General features: G+C 70.0%; 19 protein-coding genes, 1 rRNA gene and 1 riboswitch. Of the genes, 5 read left to right on the top strand and 15 right to left on the bottom strand.

Annotated features, from left to right (window positions below; translation table 11 throughout):
• Positions 1-53: 53 nt before the first annotated feature.
• Positions 54-683 carry a PadR family transcriptional regulator gene (locus AB0F56_RS16645; protein ID WP_362009580.1) on the bottom strand — a complete coding sequence of 210 codons (630 nt, stop codon included), beginning with the start codon at positions 681-683 and terminating at the stop codon, positions 54-56.
• Positions 684-817: 134 nt separating this feature from the next.
• Between AB0F56_RS16645 and AB0F56_RS16640 the strand changes: the two genes are divergently transcribed.
• Both AB0F56_RS16640 and AB0F56_RS16635 read left to right on the top strand, forming a co-directional pair.
• A complete protein-coding gene (locus tag AB0F56_RS16640) occupies positions 818-1,408 on the top strand; it encodes a DinB family protein (protein WP_362009578.1) in 591 nt (196 codons plus the stop codon).
• A gap of 142 nt (positions 1,409-1,550) precedes the next feature.
• On the top strand, positions 1,551-2,360 hold the full coding sequence (locus tag AB0F56_RS16635) for a PhzF family phenazine biosynthesis protein (protein ID WP_362009575.1): 810 nt from the start codon (positions 1,551-1,553) through the stop codon (positions 2,358-2,360).
• Between the two features lie 67 nt (positions 2,361-2,427).
• Here the strand turns inward: AB0F56_RS16635 and AB0F56_RS16630 are convergent, their stop codons facing one another.
• Positions 2,428-3,207 carry a CPBP family intramembrane glutamic endopeptidase gene (locus AB0F56_RS16630; RefSeq protein WP_362009572.1) on the bottom strand — a complete coding sequence of 260 codons (780 nt, stop codon included), beginning with the start codon at positions 3,205-3,207 and terminating at the stop codon, positions 2,428-2,430.
• Positions 3,208-3,330: 123 nt separating this feature from the next.
• Positions 3,331-4,830 (bottom strand): glutamate-cysteine ligase family protein, encoded by a 1,500-nt coding sequence (locus AB0F56_RS16625; protein ID WP_362009569.1) that lies wholly within the window; start codon positions 4,828-4,830, stop codon positions 3,331-3,333.
• Positions 4,831-5,310: 480 nt separating this feature from the next.
• Here AB0F56_RS16625 and AB0F56_RS16620 point away from each other — a divergent pair, with 480 nt between their 5' ends.
• On the top strand, positions 5,311-5,931 hold the full coding sequence (locus AB0F56_RS16620; RefSeq protein ID WP_362009566.1) for a hypothetical protein: 621 nt from the start codon (positions 5,311-5,313) through the stop codon (positions 5,929-5,931).
• Positions 5,932-6,295: 364 nt separating this feature from the next.
• Positions 6,296-6,502: a DUF5999 family protein gene (locus AB0F56_RS16615; RefSeq protein ID WP_362009564.1), complete on the top strand. Its 207-nt coding sequence runs from the start codon at positions 6,296-6,298 to the stop codon at positions 6,500-6,502.
• A gap of 133 nt (positions 6,503-6,635) precedes the next feature.
• On the opposite strand, the gene gcvP is transcribed toward AB0F56_RS16615, so the two are convergent.
• Positions 6,636-9,521, bottom strand: a complete 2,886-nt coding sequence (gcvP, locus tag AB0F56_RS16610) for an aminomethyl-transferring glycine dehydrogenase (RefSeq protein ID WP_362009561.1) — start codon at positions 9,519-9,521, stop codon at positions 6,636-6,638.
• A gap of 178 nt (positions 9,522-9,699) precedes the next feature.
• A riboswitch (glycine riboswitch) is annotated at positions 9,700-9,799 on the bottom strand.
• Between the two features lie 124 nt (positions 9,800-9,923).
• Between gcvP and AB0F56_RS16605 the strand changes: the two genes are divergently transcribed.
• Positions 9,924-10,292 carry a PRC-barrel domain-containing protein gene (locus tag AB0F56_RS16605; RefSeq protein ID WP_362009558.1) on the top strand — a complete coding sequence of 123 codons (369 nt, stop codon included), beginning with the start codon at positions 9,924-9,926 and terminating at the stop codon, positions 10,290-10,292.
• Positions 10,293-10,553: 261 nt separating this feature from the next.
• Here AB0F56_RS16605 and AB0F56_RS16600 read toward each other — a convergent pair whose 3' ends face one another.
• The 11 genes from AB0F56_RS16600 to rrf all read right to left on the bottom strand — a co-directional run.
• On the bottom strand, positions 10,554-11,939 hold the full coding sequence (locus tag AB0F56_RS16600; RefSeq protein ID WP_362009555.1) for a DNA polymerase IV: 1,386 nt from the start codon (positions 11,937-11,939) through the stop codon (positions 10,554-10,556).
• Between the two features lie 147 nt (positions 11,940-12,086).
• Positions 12,087-12,689 (bottom strand): MerR family transcriptional regulator, encoded by a 603-nt coding sequence (locus AB0F56_RS16595; RefSeq protein ID WP_362009553.1) that lies wholly within the window; start codon positions 12,687-12,689, stop codon positions 12,087-12,089.
• Positions 12,690-12,971: 282 nt separating this feature from the next.
• Positions 12,972-13,445 carry a bifunctional nuclease family protein gene (locus AB0F56_RS16590; RefSeq protein WP_158985224.1) on the bottom strand — a complete coding sequence of 158 codons (474 nt, stop codon included), beginning with the start codon at positions 13,443-13,445 and terminating at the stop codon, positions 12,972-12,974.
• Positions 13,446-13,498: 53 nt separating this feature from the next.
• Entirely contained in the window at positions 13,499-14,242 is a 744-nt protein-coding gene (locus AB0F56_RS16585) for a MerR family transcriptional regulator (protein ID WP_362009550.1), read from the bottom strand.
• A gap of 28 nt (positions 14,243-14,270) precedes the next feature.
• Entirely contained in the window at positions 14,271-15,191 is a 921-nt protein-coding gene (locus AB0F56_RS16580) for an FHA domain-containing protein (RefSeq protein ID WP_362010283.1), read from the bottom strand.
• Between the two features lie 82 nt (positions 15,192-15,273).
• On the bottom strand, positions 15,274-16,119 hold the full coding sequence (locus AB0F56_RS16575) for a DUF881 domain-containing protein (protein WP_362009547.1): 846 nt from the start codon (positions 16,117-16,119) through the stop codon (positions 15,274-15,276).
• A gap of 5 nt (positions 16,120-16,124) precedes the next feature.
• Positions 16,125-16,457, bottom strand: a complete 333-nt coding sequence (locus AB0F56_RS16570) for a small basic family protein (protein ID WP_015032176.1) — start codon at positions 16,455-16,457, stop codon at positions 16,125-16,127.
• Positions 16,454-17,383: a DUF881 domain-containing protein gene (locus AB0F56_RS16565; protein ID WP_362009546.1), complete on the bottom strand. Its 930-nt coding sequence runs from the start codon at positions 17,381-17,383 to the stop codon at positions 16,454-16,456. Before AB0F56_RS16565 ends, AB0F56_RS16570 begins: the two co-directional genes overlap by 4 nt.
• Positions 17,384-17,484: 101 nt before the next feature.
• Complete coding sequence (locus AB0F56_RS16560) at positions 17,485-19,980, bottom strand: mannose-1-phosphate guanyltransferase (protein WP_362009544.1); 2,496 nt, start codon at positions 19,978-19,980, stop codon at positions 17,485-17,487.
• A gap of 117 nt (positions 19,981-20,097) precedes the next feature.
• Positions 20,098-20,706 (bottom strand): CDP-alcohol phosphatidyltransferase family protein, encoded by a 609-nt coding sequence (locus tag AB0F56_RS16555; RefSeq protein WP_362009541.1) that lies wholly within the window; start codon positions 20,704-20,706, stop codon positions 20,098-20,100.
• 148 nt (positions 20,707-20,854) lie between these two features.
• A 5S ribosomal RNA gene (rrf, locus tag AB0F56_RS16550) occupies positions 20,855-20,946 on the bottom strand; the annotation flags it as partial.

The raw sequence follows: 20,946 nt of genomic DNA, 5'->3' as shown, positions 1-20,946 counted from the left end.
GCCCGTGCGGCGATCGCCGCACGGGCCCTCCGGTATTCCCCCGACCCCGAAGGTCAGTCCTCGTCGGCCAGGATCAGATACAGCTTCTTACGGGCTTCATTGATGACCTCGACGGCCTTCTGCCGCTGCTCGGCGCTGCCGGTCTTCCAGACCTGGCCGAACGCCTCCATCAGACCGAAGCCGGCCTGCCGGATCTCGTTGACGGCGTCCCAGTCGACTCCGCGCCCGGCCTCCTCCCAGGGAGCCTCCGGCCCCGACTCGGCCTCGGTCCGGCCGGTCTCGGTGAGCGTGAACAGCTTCTTGCCGCCCTCGCTCTCGCTGGTGATCAGGCCCTCGTCCTCGAGGAGCTGCAGGGTCGGGTAGACCGAGCCGGGGCTGGGCTTCCACGCCCCGCCGCTGCGCTCGCCGATCTCCTGGATCATCTCGTAGCCGTGCATCGGCCGGTCCTTCAGCAGCGCGAGGATCGAAGCGCGCACGTCTCCGCGCCGCGCCCGGCCCCGGCCGCCTCCATGACCGCGCCCACCGGGGAACGGCCCTCCCCGGAACGGCCCGCCGCCGAACCCCGGCCCGAACGGGCCGAAGGCGGCACGCCGCCGCTCGTCGTCACCACCGCGGAAGCCGCCCCAGCCACGAGGGCCGGGCCCGCAGTCTCCATGTCCGTGTTCGTGTCCATGTGAACGCATCGCAACGCTCCTTCCATCGGGTATACATCGTTGAACGGTCGCGATGCCTCAACGATATATCGGAATACTTCGTTTGCCAACCAGGCTCGAAAAATCCCCGGACCGGAGCGCGCACGAGCGCCAGACTGGGCCCCATGACCCCTACGGACCCCAAGGCCGACCTGCGCTTCTACCTCCAGTCCGCCCGCGACGCGCTGCTCTGGAAGCTCGACGGGCTCTCCGAGTACGACGTCCGCCGCCCGATGACACCGACCGGCACCAACCTCCTGGGCATGGTGAAACACGCGGCGAGCGTGGAGCTGGGCTACCTCGGGGACACCTTCGGCAGGCCGTCGCACGAGGACCTGCCCTGGGTCGAGGCCGGCGCCGAGCCCAACGCGGACATGTGGGCGACCGCCGAGGAGTCACGCCGGCAGATCGTGGGGCTCTACCGCCGGGCCTGGGCGCACGCGGACGCGACCATCGACGCGCTGCCCCTGGACACGGTCGGCACCGTGCCCTGGTGGCCCGAGGGCAGGGACGAGGTGACGCTGCACCACGCCGTCGTACGCGTCATCGCCGACACGCACCGGCATGCCGGGCACGCCGACATCCTCCGGGAATTCATGGACGGCGCCGTGGGGATGAACGAGGGCAACACCAGCATTCCCCCGGGCGACACGGCCTGGTGGAAGGAGTACCGCGACCGCCTGGAGCGGACCGCCCGGGAGGCGGACAAGGCGTAGGCAAAGTCATAGGCACAGACACAGACACAGGCAGACGGGAACACCCGACGCCGGACCGTGGTTCACGTCCCCGGACGGATCGGTCCAGTCCTCCGGAATTGGCCTTGGCCTGCCACTTTCCCGTCACGGTACGGTCCGGTCCATGCGGATCCGAATCGTCGACGCCTTCACCGACCGCCCCTTCTCCGGCAACCCGGCAGGGGTCCTCCTCCTCGACTCCTTCCCCGACGACCACTGGCTCCAGAAGGTCGCCGCCGAGGTCAACCTCTCCGAGACGGCCTTCGCCCACCCCCTCCCCCCGGGCGGCGACGCCGACTGGGCGCTGCGCTGGTTCACACCGGTCGCCGAGGTCGACATGTGCGGCCACGCCACCCTCGCCACCGCCCACGTCCTGCACACCACGGGAGCCGCGACCGGGACCGTCCGGTTCACCGCCCGCTGCGGCATCCTCAGCGCGACGGCGGCGCCGGACGGCTCGATCACCATGGACTTCCCGACCTCGTCCCTCACCCCCGTCGAGACCCCCGCCGGCCTGGAGAAGGCCCTCGGCGCCGAGGTCGTCGCGGTCCACGACACCGCCGCCCACATCGGCGACCTCGTCGTCGAGCTGCGCGACGAGGCAGCCGTACGCTCCCTCGCGCCCGACCTCGCGACCCTGGCCGGCCTCGCCGAGCGCGGTGTCGTCGTCACCGCCGCCGCCGAACAGCCCGAGCGCGGCTACGACTTCGTCTCCCGGGCCTTCTTCCCCCGCCTCGGCATCGACGAGGACCCGGTCACCGGCAGCGCCCACACCGCGCTCGCCCCGCTCTGGTCCGCCCGCCTCGGCCGCGACGACCTCACGGGGTTCCAGGGCGGCGCCCGTACCGGCATCGTCCGCACCCGGCTGCGCGGCGACCGCACCCTGCTGACCGGCGACGCGGTCACGGTCATCGAAGGCGACCTGCACGCCTGACGCGGCCCCCGGACATGGTGAAGGGGCGTACGGCACCCGGCCGTACGCCCCTTCACCGTGGGCTGCCCTACACCGTGGGCAACCAGTCCACCCGCCCCGCCAGCAGCCCGTACCCCACGAAGGCCACGATGTCGAGCAGCGCGTGCGCCACCACCAGCGGGCCGACGCGCCCCCAGCGGCGGTAGAGGTACACGAAGACGACCCCCATCACGACGTTCCCGATGAAGCCGCCGATGCCCTGGTAGAGGTGGTACGAGCCGCGCAGCACCGAACTCGCCACCAGCGCGGCCATCGGTGTCCACCCCAACTGCCCGAGCCGGCGCAGCAGATAGCCGACGACGATGACCTCCTCCACGACGGAGTTCTGCACCGCCGACAGGATGAGCACCGGGTACTTCCACCACACGTCCGGTAGCGACTCGGGCACCACGGTCAGGTTGAACCCGGCGCCCCGCGCCGCGAGGTAGAAGGCGAGCCCCGCGCTCCCGATCACGGCCGCGACCAGCGCACCCCTGCCGAGGTCGGGCCAGGGCCGGGTCCGGTCGAAGCCGATCGCCCGCATCCCGGTGCCCTCCCGCAGCAGCAGATGCGCGACGAGCAGGACCGGAACGAGCGCCGTGGCGATGCCGAAGAGCTGCCAGGCCAGATCGAGCCACGGCCGCCCGGGCGCGTACGAGCCGTTGAGCGTCGCCGCCTGTTCCTTGAGCCCGCCGGGCTTGGTCAGCGAACCGATGAAGCTGATGAGGGACGACAGTGCGCTCGCACCGAGCGACAGCGCCAGGACGATCAGGGTCTCGGACCGCAGGATCCCGCGCGGAAGGCCGCCGGGCGGCAGGGCATCAGGCACCACTCGTTGATCCGACACCACACCTGTCTCCCATTCCCCATCGCGTTCCGGGTACGGAGATCATGCGTGACGCCCCCCGCCGAGCGCCATTCCGACAGCGGTACAGCCCCTTCGTCCGCCCGGCTACCCGACCCCCACCGGCCAGCGGTGCACCGGCTCGCCGCCCCGCATCAGCTCGGCATACCGGCGGGTCGTGGCCGCGAGGGCCGCGTCGCGGTCAAGGCCGGAGGCGAGCGCCCGGTGGAAGGTGTCGACCTGCCAGGACGCCCCGTTGACCCGTGCCCGGCACCGTTCCTCGATGACCCCGAGGTAGAAGTCGCGGTCGGCCGGCTCGACGTGCCAGGCGTCGAGCCCGGCCGCCGCCAGCGGCAGCAGTTCGTCGAGGACGAGCCGTACGGCCGGTACGGCGGCCACTCCGCCCGAGCGCCCGGGGCGCGGCCAGCGCAGCTCCGCGTCGATCCCGTGGCGGCACGCGGTGTCGAAGTTCGCGGCGGCGTCCTCGAAGGGCAGCCGCTTCCAGACCGGCCGGGTGTCCTCGGCGAGCGCCCGCACCAGGCCGTAGTAGAAGGCCGCGTTGGCGACGACGTCGGTGACCGTCGGCCCGGCCGGCAGCACCCGGTTCTCCACGCGCAGATGCGGGACCCCGTCGACCCAGCCGTACACGGGCCGGTTCCAGCGGTACACGGTCCCGTTGTGCAGGACCAGCTCCTGCAGCCGGGGCACACCGCCCTGGTCCAGGACGCGGAGCGGATCCTCCTCGTCACAGATCGGCAGCAGGGCGGGGAAGTACCGCAGGTTCTCCTCGAAGAGGTCGTACGCGGAGTCCACCCACCGCTCCCCGAACCAGGTGCGGGGCCGCACCCCTTGGGCCTGGAGCTCGGGCGGCCGGGTGTCGGTGGCCTGGGTGAAGAGCGGCGGCCTGGACTCGCGCCACAGCTCGCGCCCGAAGAGGAACGGGGAGTTGGCGCCGACGGCGATCTGGACCGCCGCCACGGCCTGCGCCGCGTTCCACACGGCGGCGAACCGGCCGGGCGTGACCTGGAGGTGCAACTGCACCGACGTACAGGCCGCCTCGGGGACGATCGAGGTGGCCGTGCAGGTCAACTGCTCGACGCCATGGATGTCGAGGGTGAAGTCCTCTCCGCGGGCGGCGACGATCTGATCGTTGAGAAGGGTGTAGCGGTCGACGGCCGAGAGGTTCTCGGAGACGAGATCGTCCTGGGCGAGGGTCGGCAGAATTCCGATCATGATGACGCCGGCATCGACTTCACGGGCCTTGCGATCGGCATATCCGAGGCCGGTCGTGAGTTCCTCCGCGAGCCGATCGAAAACGCGCCCGCCGAGCCGGTGCGGGGCGATGTTCACTTCAAGATTGAATCTTCCCAGTTCCGTCTGGAAATCCGAGCTCGCGATGCGTTCCAGGACGGCCCCATTCACCATCCTGGGCATGCCGTCGGCACCCGCGAGATTGAGTTCGATCTCCAGGCCCATCAGATTCCTCGGCCGGTCGAACCGCTTCTCCGCCAGGAGCCTCGCAAGACCCGCCAGGCACTGCTGGAGCTTCCTGCGGTATCGCTGCCGATCGGACAGGTCGAACCTGTCCGCCACGACCTTCTCCCCCATGGAAGCTTCCCTCCCGATCGGGCGGCCACGGCGACGGCCGCGCGTGTCACGGAACGATGATGCCCACGCGATTGATCCATAACGCCTGCGGAGCGCCCTCGTTGAACGATAGGCTGGAACGAGCAATCGCCCGGCACGTCCCGACGGCATCCGGCAATGGACATATTCCCCGAACATATTCATCGAAAGCATGGGGTCGATATCCGGCCGTCCGCTCCGGTGAAGTTCTCGCAGGCAGACGACCGGCACCCGGCATAAATACGATGAATCGCCTCCGTAGCGAGACCGGATGCGGCCTTGCGCGCAATATCGGCGACCGCTAGCGGAAACATCGTGTGAACACGTCTCGTATAAACTCCGCGAACGAGGCAGAGTGTTGGCACCCGGCCATGGCTTCATGGCCCCTTCGGCCCGGCAGCCCACAGCGCCGTCGTACCTGCCCACGCGTCACCGTGTCTCCTGAGCGAGAGGCGACCCATCATGCTCCGACCCTCCCCGGCCCCCGCGCCGGCCCTGCGCAGTGTCCTCGCGGCCCTCGGTTCCCCCACCGCCGTCCGCGAGGCGCGAACTCCCGCCCTGCGGGCGGCCCAGGGGCCGCTGAGCCCCGAGCTGCCCCTGCCCGTCCACGTCCTCGACGTGCGGGACCAGGTCGTCGACGTACGGGACCAGGTCACCCCGACCGGGCAGCCGCCGCGCACGCGGCTGGCCGGCTGGCGCTTCCTGATCCGGGGCACCGACCGGGCGGTCGCCGCCGCCGACACCATGCTCACCCCCGACGGCTGGTCCTTCTCGCACTTCTTCGAGGGCCCTTACGTCACCGCCACCGAACGCGCCCTGCTGCAGGCCGAGGCGCTGCCCACGACGTACCAGCCGAGGCTGCTGTCCGTACCGGAGTTGTACATGCTGACGCTCTGGCTGCACGGCGACACGGAGTCCGACGGGGCCTCGTCCTCGCCCGACCCTGACGACCTGCTGATCCCGCTCGCCCCGGCACCGCCCGGCATCGCGGCGAACCAGCCGCACCTGGTCGCCGACCTGTTGCCCGTGCTCACCCTGCGGCTGGCGCCCCCGCCGCTGTTCGGCACCCCGGCGCCGGCCTGAGCGGGCCTCGAGAAGCGCACCACGCCCCGCGGCCCGGCCGGCCGCGGGGCGCCCTGCTGCCCGAACCCGCACCCCGGGAGGACGGGTTGTCGCCGAACGACCACCTCGAACACCCCCTCCCCTTACGGGCTAGCCCAGCAGGACTACCCCGAACCACCCGAAGAGACCGCCCAGTTGAGCTGAACCGCCCGCGCGGGTGATACGTCTTCATGCAGTAGGAAGAGCTGCCGCGAAATACCTGCGGATCGTCGTCCGTGGGGGAACACTGGACCAACCGAACCGACAACGGGGGGCGGCCATGAGCACCGAACCGAGCCGCAGGACGACACACTCACTCACCACGACGCAGCGAAAGAACCCATCCATGTGCCAGCACCAGCCTGCCTGTCCCACCGCCGAATCCGCCGACCGGGAGGCGGCCCGCATGACGGCGCACCACCCGGAGCAGGGCTGGAGCCTGCTGTGCAACGGGGTCCTGCTCTTCGAGGACACCGGTGAACTGCTGCCGGACGGCCAGATCATCGCCCCGCACCGCCCGCTGACGACGGCCGGCGTGACGACCGCCGCCTGACAGCAGGACGGCACGTCGGGGCAACGTCAGGCACGACACCGTACGAGGGAACACGCAAGGGCCGGCCCGGAGAGAACTCTCCGAACCGGCCCTGACTCATGCGTTCATGCCGTCACGAGCGGCCGGTCGCTCGTCAGTGGTCGTACTCGTCCAGCGGCGGGCAGGAGCAGACCAGGTTGCGGTCGCCGAACGCGCCGTCGATGCGGCGGACCGGCGGCCAGTACTTGTCCGCGGGCGAGACACCGGCCGGGAAGACCGCCTCGTCACGGGTGTACGGGTGGTTCCACTCGCCACCCAGGGCGGCGGCCGTGTGCGGGGCGTTGGCCAGCGGGTTGTCCCCGGCAGGCCACTCGCCCGACGCGACCTTCTCGATCTCGCCGCGGATCGCGATCATCGTGTCGCAGAAGCGGTCGATCTCGGCGAGGTCCTCGGACTCGGTCGGCTCGATCATCAGCGTGCCGGCCACCGGGAACGACATCGTCGGCGCGTGGAAGCCGTAGTCGATCAGGCGCTTGGCGATGTCGTCGACGCTGACGCCGGTCGCCTTCGACAGCGGGCGCAGGTCGACGATGCACTCGTGGGCGACGAGCCCGGCCGGACCGGTGTAGAGCACCGGGTAGTGCGGCTCAAGGCGCTTGGCGATGTAGTTCGCCGCGAGGACGGCCACCTGCGTGGCGCGCTTGAGGCCCTCGCCGCCCATCAGTCGGACGTACGACCACGAGATCGGCAGGATGCCCGCGGAGCCCCACGGGGCGGCCGAGATCGGGCCGACACCCGTCTCCGGACCGGCCGTCGGCTGCAGCGGGTGGTTCGGCAGGTACGGGGCGAGGTGCGCACGCACACCGACGGGCCCGACGCCAGGACCGCCACCACCGTGCGGAATGCAGAACGTCTTGTGCAGGTTCAGGTGCGACACATCGCCACCGAACTTGCCCGGCTTGGCGAGCCCGACCAGCGCGTTGAGGTTGGCGCCGTCGACGTAGACCTGGCCGCCGGCCTCGTGGACCTCGGCGCAGATGTCGGCGACGTGCTCCTCGAACACACCGTGCGTGGACGGGTAGGTGATCATCAGCACGGACAGCTCGTCGCGGTACTGCTCGATCTTGGCGCGCAGGTCCGCGACGTCGACCTCGCCGTCGTCGGCGGTCTTGACGACGACGACCTTCATGCCGGCCATCACGGCGGAGGCGGCGTTGGTGCCGTGCGCCGAGGACGGGATCAGACAGACGGTGCGCTGCTCGTCGCCGTTGGCGCGGTGGTAGGCGCGGACGGCCAGCAGACCGGCCAGCTCGCCCTGCGAACCGGCGTTGGGCTGGATCGACACCTTGTCGTAGCCGGTGACCTCGGCGAGGCGCTCCTCCAGCTCGGTGATGAGCGTGACGTAGCCCTGCGCCTGCTCGACCGGGGCGAAGGGGTGCATCTGCCCGAACTCGGGCCAGGTCACCGACTCCATCTCGGTGGTCGCGTTCAGCTTCATGGTGCAGGAGCCGAGCGGGATCATGCCGCGGTCGAGCGCGTAGTCGCGGTCGGCGAGCCGGCGCAGGTAGCGCAGCATCGACGTCTCGGAGCGGTGCGCGTGGAAGACCGGGTGGGTGAGGTACGCGTCGGAGCGCAGCAGCCCGGCGGGCAGCGCGTCCTCGGTGACGGCGTCCAGGGCCTCGATGTCGGCGTCGACACCGAAGGCGGCCCAGACGGCGGCGATCTGCGCGCGCCCGGTGGTCTCGTCGCAGGAGGCGTACACGTGGTCGGCGTCGACGAGGTACAGGTTCACGCCGGCCTCGCGGGCGGCGGCCACGGCCGCGGCGGCCTTGCCGGGCACGCGGACGGTGACGGTGTCGAAGAAGTCGCCGTGGACGACCTCGACACCACCGGCGGTGAGCCCGGCGGCAAGAACGGAGGCGTACCGGTGGGTCCGCTGCGCAATCCCCTTGAGGCCCTCGGGCCCGTGGTAGACGGCGTACATCCCGGCCATGACGGCGAGCAGCACCTGAGCGGTGCAGATGTTGCTGGTGGCCTTCTCGCGGCGGATGTGCTGCTCGCGGGTCTGCAGGGCCAGGCGGTAGGCGCGGTTGCCGTCGGCGTCGACGGAGACGCCGACCAGGCGGCCGGGCAGCGAGCGGGCGTGTTTGTCCTGGACGGCCATGTAGCCGGCGTGCGGGCCGCCGAACCCCATGGGCACACCGAACCGCTGGGTGGTACCGACGGCGATGTCGGCACCGAGGGAGCCGGGCGAGGTGAGCAGCGTCAGCGCGAGCAGATCAGCGGCAACGGTGACGATCGCACCGAGCTCGTGGGCAGCGTCGATCAGCGGCTTGATGTCACGCACGGCGCCGGAGGCACCGGGGTACTGAATCAGCACGCCGAAGACACCACGCTCGGCGATCTCGGCCGGGATACCGGCCGAGAGGTCCGCGACGACGACCTCGACACCGGTCGGCTCGGCGCGGGTCTCGATGACGGCGATGGTCTGCGGCAGCGCGTCGGCGTCGACGAGGAAGACCCCGTTCTTGACCTTGCCGACACGGCGGGAGAGCGCCATGGCCTCGGCGGCGGCGGTGCCCTCGTCGAGGAGGGAGGCGCCGGAGGTCGGGAGACCGGTGAGGTCGGCGACCATGGTCTGGAAGTTGAGCAGCGCCTCGAGCCGCCCCTGCGAGATCTCGGGCTGGTACGGCGTGTAGGCCGTGTACCAGGCAGGATTCTCCATGACGTTCCGCAGAATGACGGGCGGAGTGAAGGTCCCGTAGTAGCCGAGCCCGATCATCGGCGCGAGCACCTGATTGCGATCGGCGAGCTCACGCAGCTCGGCGAGGACCTCGGCCTCGGTGCGGGCGGCCGGCAGCCCGAGGGCCTCGGCGTTCTTGATCACGTCCGGCACGGCGGCGGCCGTCAGCTCGTCGAGGGAGCCGTAGCCGACCTGGGCGAGCATCTTGGCCCGGGCTTCGGCGTCGGGCCCGATGTGCCGCTGCTCGAACGGGATGCCCTGTTCGAGTTCGGAGAGCGAAATGCGGTTGGCGGTCATGTACGGAGGCCTCCTGGTCGTCACGACCTGCGAGGGACACCACGGCGCGGGTGCCCGGACGGCCTCCCCCTCTGTCATCTCAACCTGAGAGCTTCACCGGCGATGCCCAGGGCTCGCCGGCTTTCACCGTCGGTGAGAGCGGACGCCGTCGGACCTCCGCTCTGCTTTCCAGAGTGACCTCGTCCATGCGGTACCGGGTGCCTGAGAGATTCCGGGGAGGATTTGCTCCTTCGGCGCCTCCGAAAGGTTTCTCCGGAGGACTCTCCCGCACGGGGTCGACAGCCACAGCCAGCCTACCAGCGCGGTTCCGCCTTCCATCGCTCAAGTGGCCGACATCCCAGATGTGCACTTTCGTATTCTTTGTAGGCCTTCGCAGAGCAGGTGCGACCAGTTGGAGGGACCGTGCAGACCGACATCGATCCGCGCAGCCTGATCGGCCGCAAGGCGTTCGACCGCAACGGGCACAAGATCGGCACCGTGGACGAGGTGTACCTGGACGACGCGACGGGCGTCCCCGAGTGGGCCGCGGTCCGCACGGGCCTGTTCGGCCGCGACGCGTTCGTCCCCCTGGAGCCCAGCGAACTGGTCGAGGACGGCCTCCACATCCCGTACGAACGCGCCCTGATCAAGGACGCCCCGGACTTCGGCGTGGGCCGCCACCTCTCCCCGGAACAAGAACTCCAGCTCTACCGCCACTACAGCCTGGCCCTCCCACCCCCACCACCCCCGGACCACGACTTCGGCCGCCTGGCAGGCCAGGACGACACATAGCCCTGCCGCCCCCTCCCGCACCACAGCCAGCCCACCGACCCCCCGAGCCCGCCGACGGCGCACAGCCGCCCACAGGCAGACCCGCACCTCTGCCCTCCCACCCGCACAACCGGTCCCGGCGCGGGCCTGCGGGGCAGCCACCGACCCCACCGAGCCCGCCGACGGCGCGCACCCCCACAAGCAGACCCGCACCTCTGCCCTCTCACTCGCACGGGTGGTGCGGGTGAACACAAGCCCGGCCGGAGGCCGGGCGCACTCCCCCTAGGCGACCGCCGCCGTCCCCGCCCCGCCCCCCACCAGCGGCAGCGGCTCCCCCGCCTCCAGCTCCGGATCGTCGACGAGAAACGTCCGCACCCGCCCCGGCGCCGACCCCGGCTGCTCGAAGCGCACGGTGACCCGCCCCACCCCGCTCCCCTGCACCCACCCGGCCCCGTACACGGCATGCCGTACGTCGTGCCCGGGCACCCACCTCCGCTCGGCGGCAGAGGGTTCCCCCGCCTCAGGAGCCCCCACTCCCACAGGCACCTCCTCCACCGCACCCCCGCCGTCCCGCACCCCCTCCGCCGCCTCCGCCTCCGCCGCCTGCGCGAACAAATCCTCCTGCGTGTAGTCCGCAAGCCCACTCACCCCCACCCCCAACAACCGCACCCCACCCGTCGTGTCCACCCCCTCCAGCAGCCGCCCCGCCGCCTCCCGGACCACCAACGGGTCGTCCGTGGGCCCCCGCAAGGTCTCCGAGCGCGTGAGCGTCGAAAAGTCGAAGCGCCGCACCTTCAGCACGATCGTCCGCCCCGAGTGCCCCGAGGCCCGCAGCCTCCCCACGCACCGCTCGGCCAGCCGCTCCACCTCGATCCGGATCCGCACCCGGTCGTGCAGGTCCACGTCGAAGGTGTCCTCGACCGACACCGACTTCGCGTCCCGCTCGGCCACCACGGGCCGATCGTCGTACCCCTGGGCCATGCGGTACAGCGAGGCCCCGTGCGCGCGCCCCAGCAGCCGTACGAGCTCGTCCTCGCCCGCGTCCGCGAGGTCCGACACCGTGGTCATCCCGGCCCGCCGCAGATGCTCCCCCGTGGCCGGCCCGACCCCCGGCAGGATCCGCACCGACTTGGGCCCGAGCAGTTCCCGCTCGGTCCCTGGCTCTATGAGCACCAGGCCGTCCGGCTTGGCCTCCTCGGAGGCGATCTTGGCGAGCATCTTCGACCCCGCGAGCCCCACCGACCCCGTCAGCCCCGTGGTGGCGAGAATGTCCCTACGTAGCCGCTCACCGGCCTCCCGCGCGGTCCCGCTGTCGTCGGCCACACCCCCGGCCTCGAGGTCCACGAAGGCCTCGTCCAGGCTCAGCGGCTCCACGAGCGGCGAGAGCCGCCCGAGCAGCTCCATGACCTGCTCGCTGATCGCACGGTAGAAGCCGAAGCGCGGCACGAGATACGCGGCGTTCGGCGCGAGCCTCCGCGCCTGCGCCATCGGCATCGCCGAGTGGACGCCGAACCGCCGTGCCTCGTACGACGCCGTGGCCACGACCCCACGCGGGCCGAGACCACCGACGACCACCGGCTTTCCGCGCAGACTCGGCTTGGCCGCCTGCTCGGCGGCGGCGAAGAAGGCATCCATGTCGAGATGCAGAATCGTCGGCGCGGTTCTCACACTCCGATGCTGCCCCACGCCACTGACAATCGACCCGCACTCCCGTACGGACGCGCGCCACAAACCCCAACCCCGGCGCTCAAACCCCAGTCCCGGCGCTCAGACCCGAACCTCGGCGCTCAGACCGCCCGGAGCGCAGCCCCCCGCTCAAACCGCCCGGTCGCGCCGCCTCCGGGCAAGCTCGTCACCCGGGTTGTGCCCGATGAGGGTCTCCCCCGTATCGATCCGCTCCCCGTGCAGCTGCGACAGCGCCGCCTCGACATCCCGCCAGACCACGCCCACGGCGATCCCGAAGACGCCCTGACCGCCCTGGAGCAGGTCCACGACCTCGTCCGGCGACGAGCACTCGTACACCGTCGCCCCGTCGCTCATCAGCGTCATCCGCTCCAGATCGCGGAAGCCGCGGGCCCGCAGATGCTGAACGGCCGCCCGGATGTTCTGCAGCGCGACCCCGGTGTCCAGGAAACGCTTGACGATCTTGAGGACCACGACGTCACGGAAGCTGTAGAGCCGCTGCGTCCCGGATCCGTACGCGGGCCGCACGCTCGGCTCGACGAGCCCGGTGCGCGCCCAATAGTCCAACTGGCGGTAGGTGATCCCCGCCGCCGCGCACGCGGTCGGCCCCCGGTACCCCACCGTGTCCGTACCGGCCGAAGCGCCCACCGCGGGACTGCCGTGAAGCGGATACGGACCGCTTTCCTCGGGCGCGCGCCCGAGGGAGCCCCCTGCCGTACCGTCGCCGCTGCTCATCACGCCGACCCTCCGTCCTTGACCTGCCCACACGAAGGTAGGCAGTCACTAGGGGTGCGTCAACGATCGCCACACTCGGCACGCCGAGTGATAATCACCCTGAGAGTGGTTTCGCGTGCCCCTCTCTGTGGAAAGGGTCTCCGAATGCGCTGATGGCGCCCCGCACACGACGGCCAAAACCAGCCCCGCAGGCTAAAGCCAGACCCGCCCGGCCCACTCCGGAGCCAGCCGCACCAGAGTCGGCCGCACCGGACTCGCCCACACGAGAGCCGGCGCCACCCTCTACTGACTGCTGGACCCGAAGTCCTCGGGGGAGATCTGGTCGAGGAACTCGCGGAACTTCTCCACCTCGTCCTCCTGCTCGTCCGGAATCGCGATACCGGCGTCGTCGAGCACGCCGTCACTGCCGAAGATCGGCGTCCCGGTGCGCAGGGCCAGCGCTATCGCGTCGGACGGCCTGGCGCTCACCTCGACGCCGCTGGCGAAGACCAGCTCCGCGTAGAAGACACCTTCACGGAGATCGGTGATGCGGACCTCGGTGAGCTCCTGGCCCACCGCCTCAAGGACATCCTTGAAGAGGTCGTGCGTCAGCGGCCTGGCAGGGGCCATGCCCTGCTGGGCGAAGGCGATCGCGGTCGCCTCCCCCGGTCCGATCCAGATGGGGAGGTACCGATCGCCTCCCACTTCACGCAGGAGCACGATCGGTTGGTTGGAGGGCATTTCCACCCGGACACCCACAACGTCGAGCTCGTTCACACAGCAACCCTAGGACGTGCCCGACCGGTTTGGGTAGTCGGGCCCCCACAAGATCACGGCAACCGTAGCCCCAGCGCGGTCTGGACCAGTGCCGCGTGCAGCCGTACGGAGAGCCCCGCGAGCTCCTTCGCGGTGGCCTCCGCATGGGCTCTGGTCTGCGGATTACGGTGCCGGCGCAGCGGCGCCACCATCTGCTCGACGAGCCCCGCCTCCCGATCGGCGGCCGCTTTCACTGCCCGAAGGTGCCGAGGTTCAAGACCGAATCTCCCCAGATCCGCGACAAGCCTGGCCACGGTCACCGCCTCGGCGTCGTAGCCGCCCTCGGGCCCGGGAACGAGGAGTCCGTACGACTCCCACTCCACGAGCTCCTCCTCGGTGACCTCGGCGGCCGCCAGCAGCTCGGCCCGCCCCACTCGCGCGGCGGTGGGCCGGTCACCGTCCACGTCCCACGCACCGTCCAGCAGGTCCCGCTGGGGGCTGGGGGAAGGAAGCCTGACCTGCTCGCCCCGGGCGAGGGCGTCGAGATGCTCCCGGATGACCTTCAGCGGAAGATAGTGATCGCGCTGCATCCGCAGGATCTGGGCGAGCCGCTCCACGTCCTGCGGGCTGAACTTCCGGTACCCGGAGGCCGTCCGCCGGGGCTCGACGAGTCCCTCGGCCTCCAGGAACCGGATCTTCGAGATGGTCACTTCGGGAAACTCGTCGCGCAGCTGGTTCAGCACCGTCCCGATGCTGACCAGCCGGTCGCCCGCGGTGGCGGCGCCGTGTCCGGCACCGCCCGTCGGAGTTCGCAACATGGACCTTCCCTGAAGAGTTCCCGAGGCGTCACACGCCTCGCTGGCTCGAGTAGAAGACCAGCCGGTACTTGCCGATCTGCACCTCGTCGCCCGCGGACAGAACCACCGAGTCGATCGGCTCACGGTTCACGTACGTACCGTTGAGGCTGCCGACATCGGCCACGGTGAAGCTGCCGTCCTGCGCCCGCCGGAACTCCACGTGGCGCCGCGACACGGTGACGTCGTCGAGGAAGATGTCGCTCTGCGGGTGACGGCCGGCCGTGGTCAGCTCGCTGTCCAGCAGGAAGCGGCTGCCCGAGTTCGGTCCCCGGCGCACCACCAGGAGCGCCGATCCGGCCGGCAGCGCCTCGACGGCCGCCAGCGCCTCGGGCGACAGGCTCGGCAGCTGCGTCTGACCGGTGACCTCGGCGTCGTACGCCTCGAGGCCGGAGATCGAGATCGTCGACGTCGTCTCGGACGGGCGCTCCACGCTCGCCCCGCCCCGCAGCGGCGTGCCGCAGTGGGAGCAGAAACGGCTGTCCGCGGCATTGCGGTGACCGCACCTCGTACACACCGGCATGGACGCGTCCTCCCGCCGCGGCTGACCCGCGGAGGTCTGGGTCGCGTACGGGTCGGGCGTGAACCCTCCACCCGTACTTGAGGTTGATGGTTCTCCGAAACCTATGCGCCCGGCACCGGCAGGGTCAACAGACGACGCGCCCTCGCCGCCGACCTCGTCACGGAAGAGCGGGCGCTCGCCGCCCTGCTCCTCCTCGTTCTGGGCGTGGCGCGGCGCGCGGTGCTTGGCGTTGCCGCCGTCCTCGCGTGCGCTCTTGCCGAACAACTTCGCAAAAAAACTCACGGGCGATTCCCCTTGACCGAAACAGACCCGCCCGTGGGGCAGGACGAACCCTGAATGAACACACCTGCCGACCCGGACATCCTCACAACGTCCGTATCCACCCGACAGTTTCCACCACGCACCACCCTTGTGGTGCGGCGACCCCCCGCAACGCCATCCCCATGTCGCGCGGCTGCCATGTGCCCCCGCCTCACTGCGAGGACGACTGAGCGTAGTCAGGCCGATTCGCAGGTCGCAAGGCATCCACGACGATCTTCTGGGACCGGGCCACGGTCGCGGTGGCCTGCTCCTTCTCCAGCGTCTGCACGACTCCACCGGGGATGTTGAGCGCGGGCTCGAGATCCTCGGGCTTGCCGATGACCTTGAAGACGTACGGAGCGGTCACCTTCGTTCCATCGATCTCCATGTCGGCGCCACTTCCTGTGAAGTAGCTGTCAGCGACGACCCGTACATCGTTGATCTGGATCGCCTCGGCGCCGGCGGCACGCAGCTCCTGGGTCGCGTCGAGCAGCTTGTCCGACTCGACCGCCTCGGCCGCACCACGAATGGTGAGGGTGATGCCGGGACCCTCCGCGGCGACGGTTCCGGCCAGGATCCCGAGCTGCTGCTCCTTCTCCTGGGTCTGCTTGCGCGCCTCCTCGGCCTGGTCCGAGCTGGACTCCAGCTCCGAGCGCTGGGTCTCGAGCCGCGCCTTCTCGTCCTCGAGCCGCTGCGAGCGGTCGTCGAGCTCGTCGAGGATGCGGACCAGGTCCTCCTGGCGCGCACCGCGCAGCGCGCTGTTGTCACTGGTGGAACGGACCTGGATGGCCAGACCCAGGCCGAGGACGAACAGCAGCAGGGCGACGATGAGTTGGGCCCGGCTCACCCGCGGCGGCCACAGCCCGGCGGCCAGCCGCTGCCGCCCGGTCTGCTCCGGGGCGGCCGGCTGCGTCTCGGGCTCGGCGGCGGGAGCGGACGGCTCCGTCGGCTTCGGCCGGTCCTCGTCGGGGTTCTCGTCGGGGTTCTCGGGGGTTCCCGGATTCACGTCGTTGCTCATCGGTGTCACGCCCGGAAGACATGCCGCCGGATGGCGGCCGCGTTGGAGAAGATCCGGATGCCGAGCACGACGACCACACCCGTCGACAGCTGCGCGCCGACGCCCAGCTTGTCGCCGAGGAAGACGATCAGCGCCGCCACCACCACGTTCGACAGGAAGGAGACCACGAAGACCTTGTCGACGAAGATCCCGTCGAGCATGGCCCGCAGCCCGCCGAAGACCGCGTCGAGGGCGGCGACCACAGCGATCGGAAGATAGGGCTCGACCACCGCCGGAACCTCGGGACGGACCAACAGTCCGACCACGACTCCCACGATCAGGCCCAGTACGGCGATCAAGATGTGCCCTTCCCTGTGTCGGCCGTGGCCTGCCCGGTGGCCTTGGCCGCCCCGGCTCCCCTCGGCTCTGCTGTACGTACGATCAGGCTCGGCGCGGCCGGCAGACGTACCTCCGCCTCGGCGGAGATACTGGTGCGGATCCCGAAGTTCTCCTGCAGCGCGTGCAGATACTGCCCGTCGGCGCTGTCCTGGAACGCGGTGCTCAGCCGCTTCCCGTCCCCCACCGCGAGCACGGTGTACGGCGGCACCAGCGGCTTGTTGTCGACCAGTATGGCGTCGCCCGCGGCCCGGATCGCGGACAGCGACGTCAGCCGCTGGCCGTTGATCGAGACGGCCTCGGCCCCCGACTCCCAGAGGCCGTTGACGACCCGCTGCATGTCGCGGTCCTGCACCCGGCCGGTGTCGGTGAACCCGCTGTTCTCGCGGGGACCCCCGCCATCGCCCTCGGTGCCCTTGGCGTCGTCGACCACGAGCTTCACGCCAGGACCGTGCACCGGGGTCGCGCCCGAGAGCAGGGCGACCAGTTCGGCCTGGTCACCGCCGTGCTGTTCGAGCGCCTTGCGCTGCCGCTCGCCCACCTCGGCGCGGATCTTCTCGACGTCCTGCTCCAGCTCCTCGGCCGCCGAGGTCTCCGCCTCGATCCGGTCGATGAGCTCCTGCCGCTCCTTGGCAACGACCGGGGCGGAGATCCGCGCCTCGGCCGCACCCACCGTCACCACGGCGGCGGCAAGGACGAGCCCCGCCGCGAGGCCCAGCTTGGCCCGGAGCGTACGGGGAAGTCCGCCGCCCTCGGCGGCGCGCCGGGCCGAGGCCTCGGCGTAGCCGTCGTCGAGCGCGTGGTCCATCACATTGTTCAGCAGCGACATGGACGCGTCCGGACGCGGCGGTGGTGTTCCGGTGCTCCGAACGGGGGGCTGCTGCGACATGCCGCACATCGTCGCACGTCGGGGCTGCTACCGCCGAATGGCCCCACCGATGAGCCGGGCGGCGTCCGACGGACACCACCCGGCTCACCCGTCCCTGTGGTTCAGTGACCTGCGCTGTCGACCACGTTCGACCACTCGTCTAGCAGCGCCTGGGCGGAGCTGTCGTCGGGCCCCTCGGCCCACAGATGGGTGACGGCCTCGGCCGGGTCGGGCAGCACCATCACCCACCGCCCGTCGGCCTCCACGACCCGAACACCGTCGGTGGTGTCCACGGACCGCTCGCCGGCCGCCTCCACCACCCGCCGCATCACGAGCCCCTTCACGGCCCACGGCGTCGCGACATCCCGCTTCAGGACATGCGCCCGCGGAATACGGGCGTCGATCTGGCTCAGGGTGAGCTGCGTCCGCGCGACCAGACCGATCAGCCTGACGAACGCGGCGGCACCGTCGAAGACGCTGCTGAACTCGGGAATGATGAATCCACCGCGACCGTCGCCACCGAAGATCGTCGACTCCTCACGCCCGACCCTGGTCAGATCGTCGGGCGAGGTCGTCGTCCACTCCACCTGCGTGCCGTGGTACGCGGCGACCTGCTCGGCGATCCGTGTGGTCGTCACGGGCAGCGCCACCCGCCCCGAGCGCCGCTCGGCGGCCACCAGGTCGAGCATGACCAGGAGCGAGCGGTCGTCCTCGATGATCCGGCCCCGCTCGTCGACGAGCGACAGCCGCTCGCCCACCGGGTCGAACCGCACCCCGAACGCGGCCCGCGCCGAGGCGACTATCTCGCCGAGCCGTACGAGCCCGGCCCGCCGGGTCTCCGCCGACTCCGTCGGCCGCGACTCGTCGAGACCCGGGTTGATCACCAGCGAGTCCACCTGGAGCCGGCCGAGAAGGCTCGGCAGAACGAGCCCGGCGCTGCCGTTGGACGCGTCCACGACGACCTTGAGGCCTGCCTCGGCGATCCCGGACGTATCGACGTTACGGAGCAGGGAGCCCGTGTACGAGTCGAAGACGCTCGCCGGGAAGGAGAGGTCTCCGATCTCTCCGGGGAACGCCCGCCGGTACTCCTGACGTGCGAAGACCCGGTCCAGCTTGCGCTGCCCGGCCTGCGAGAGGTCCGCTCCCCGCTCGTCGAAGAACATGATGTCCACGGAGTCCGGGACACCGGGCGAGGTCCGCAGCATGATCCCGCCCGCGCTTCCTCGGGCGGTCTGCTGCCGCGCGACCGGCAGGGGTACGTTCTCCAGGTCGCGTACGTCGATGGCACTGGCCTGGAGCGCCGAGATCACGGCCCGTTTCAGCGCCCGGGCGCCCCTGGAGTGGTCACGCGCGGTGGTGACCGTCGCGCCCTTCTTCAGCGTCGTGGCGTACGCGCCGGCCAGCCTGACCGCCAGCTCGGGCGTGATCTCCACATTGAGGATCCCGGAGACCCCGCGCGCCCCGAAGAGATGGGCCTGACCGCGCGACTCCCAGATGACGGAGGTGTTGACGAAGGCGCCGGCCTCGATGGTCTTGAACGGATAGACCCGGACGTTGCCCTGAACGATCGATTCCTCACCGACCAGGCACTCGTCCCCGATGACGGCCCCGTCCTCGATCCGGGCCGCCCGCATGATGTCGGTGTTCTTCCCGATGACACAGCCGCGGAGGTTGCTCTGCTGCCCGATGTAGACGTTGTCGTGGATGACGGCCTTGTGCAGGAACGCGCCACTCTTGACGACGACGTTCGACCCGATGACGGTGTGCTCACGCACCTCCGCGCCGGCCTCGACCTTCGCGTAGTCGCCGATGTACAGCGGCCCGCGCAGTACGGCCTCGGGGTGCACCTCGGCGCCTTCGGCGACCCACACGCCGGGCGAGATCTCGAAGCCGTCGATGTCGACCTGGACCTTGCCCTCGAGCACGTCGGCCTGGGCCTTCACGTAGCTCTCGTGGGTACCGACGTCCTCCCAGTAGCCCTCGGCGACATAGCCGTAAATCGGCTTGCCCTCCTTCATCAGCTGAGGGAAGACATCACCCGACCAGTCCACCGAGACATCGGCCTGGACGTAGTCGAAGACTTCGGGCTCCATGACGTAGATGCCCGTGTTCACGGTGTCCGAGAAGACCTGTCCCCAGGTCGGTTTCTCCAGGAACCGCTCGACCTTCCCCTCCTCGTCCACGATCGTGATGCCGAATTCCAGCGGATTCGGCACACGGGTCAGACAGACGGTGACCAGGGCGCCCTTCTCCTTGTGGAAGGCGATCAGATCGGTCAGGTCGAAGTCGGTGAGCGCGTCCCCCGAGATGACGACGAAGGCGTCGTCCTTCAACGCCTCCTCGGCGTTCTTCACACTCCCCGCGGTGCCGAGCGGTTTCTCCTCGTTGGCATACGTGAGCTCCATTCCGAGCTCTTCGCCGTCACCGAAGTAGTTCCTGACCAGTGAGGCGAGAAACTGCACGGTCACGACGGTCTCGGTGAGACCGTGCCTCTTGAGCAGTCGAAGGACATGCTCCATGATCGGCCGGTTTGCCACCGGCAGGAGAGGCTTGGGCATGCTCGAGGTCATGGGGCGAAGTCGGGTTCCTTCGCCACCGGCCATCACGACGGCCTTCATGTCGGAAGCGTCCTCCTTGAAGAGACGACGGTCCTGCCGACTTCACCCTGTCCGCTCGGTAGGCCTCGGGCGTCCTCGTTCGTACCGGCGACGCTGCACGGCACAGGACTGACGGGCTCAATCGGCCGCGGTATCCGCCTTCACGAGTCGACGGACCTGGACCACGTAGAGGATCCCTGCCCACCAATACAGAGTTGTACCCCATCCGGCGAAGGCCCACCCGAAAACTTCGGCGAGTGACGAAAGCCAGCCCGTTCCGTCACTGAGCAGCAGCAAGGGGAACGCGTACATCAAGTTGAAAGTCGCAGCTTTACCCAGGAAGTTCACCTGCGGCGGCGGATACCCGTGCCGGCGGAGGATTCCCACCATGACCAGCAACATCAGCTCGCGGGCGAAAAGGGCGACGGTCAGCCAGAGCGGCAGGATCTCGCGCCAGGTCAGCCCGATGAGGGTGGAAACGATGTAGAGCCGGTCGGCGGCCGGGTCGAGCAGCCGGCCGAGGCTGCTGATCTGGTTCCAGCGCCGTGCGAGCTTCCCGTCGAGATAGTCGCTGACGCCACTGAGCATCAGGACGAGCAGAGCCCAGCCATCGCTGTTGGGACCGCCGAACACAGGGCGGAGAATCAGCCACAGGAAGAGCGGCACACCCACCAGCCGAGCCATGCTCAGGATGTTGGGGATGGTGAGGACCCGGTCCGTCTGAACGCGAGTCTCCTGGACCTCCACCCGGGGGCCTCCTGTGGGAACGTGCCAATGATGCCCCCTGACCTTACCCTCAGCCACGACACCCGGATGCACAGGGGTCGACCGACCTCGCCTGAACGCAAAAATGCCTCAACCCCCGGACAAGGTCCGGGGGTTGAGGCTAAAAATTGTTCGGCGGCGTCCTACTCTCCCACAGGGTCCCCCCTGCAGTACCATCGGCGCTGAAAGGCTTAGCTTCCGGGTTCGGAATGTAACCGGGCG

This window comes from Streptomyces sp. NPDC026092 (genome assembly GCF_040638605.1).
Taxonomy (GTDB): Bacteria; Actinomycetota; Actinomycetes; order Streptomycetales; family Streptomycetaceae; genus Streptomyces.
This window is presented reverse-complemented; position numbering and strand designations above follow the sequence as displayed.